This window comes from Acetomicrobium sp. S15 = DSM 107314 (genome assembly GCF_016125955.1).
Classification (GTDB): Bacteria; Synergistota; Synergistia; order Synergistales; family Thermosynergistaceae; genus Thermosynergistes; species Thermosynergistes pyruvativorans.
On the sequence record NZ_JADEVE010000279.1, the window covers coordinates 1 to 350 of the forward strand.

1 pseudogene is annotated in these 350 nt (G+C 46.3%); it reads right to left on the reverse strand.

Annotation, left to right across the window (positions count from 1 at the left end):
- A pseudogene (locus tag EZM41_RS08260) lies at positions 1-278 on the reverse strand (hypothetical protein); the annotation flags it as partial.
- Positions 279-350: the final 72 nt, after the last annotated feature.

Here is a 350-nt window from a genome sequence, read left to right on the forward strand (position 1 = left end):
ACCCTGTTACACACTACAATACCGTCAGAATTATAAGCCTCTTTATCGCAATATACAGTAACACCATCATCAGTAGTTCCTATTTCTACTACATCCATAGAAGATATGACGGGAACCCTGTCGGTCAAAGTAATTTCAACCTCGCTGGACAAGCCATTATTTACGCGGATCTCGTAGCCTTCTTCGAGCCATCCCTTTCCCCACCATTTCTCGTCCCCTTTGGGAATAAGGCGTTCTTTTGTCGCGGGTGAATTGGCGTGGATGGACGATCTCTGCAAGGAAATCGAAGAGATCCGTCGCGATAACGAACGCTATCTTACAGAAGCCGAAGAGCTGCTTGAAGGTTCTGT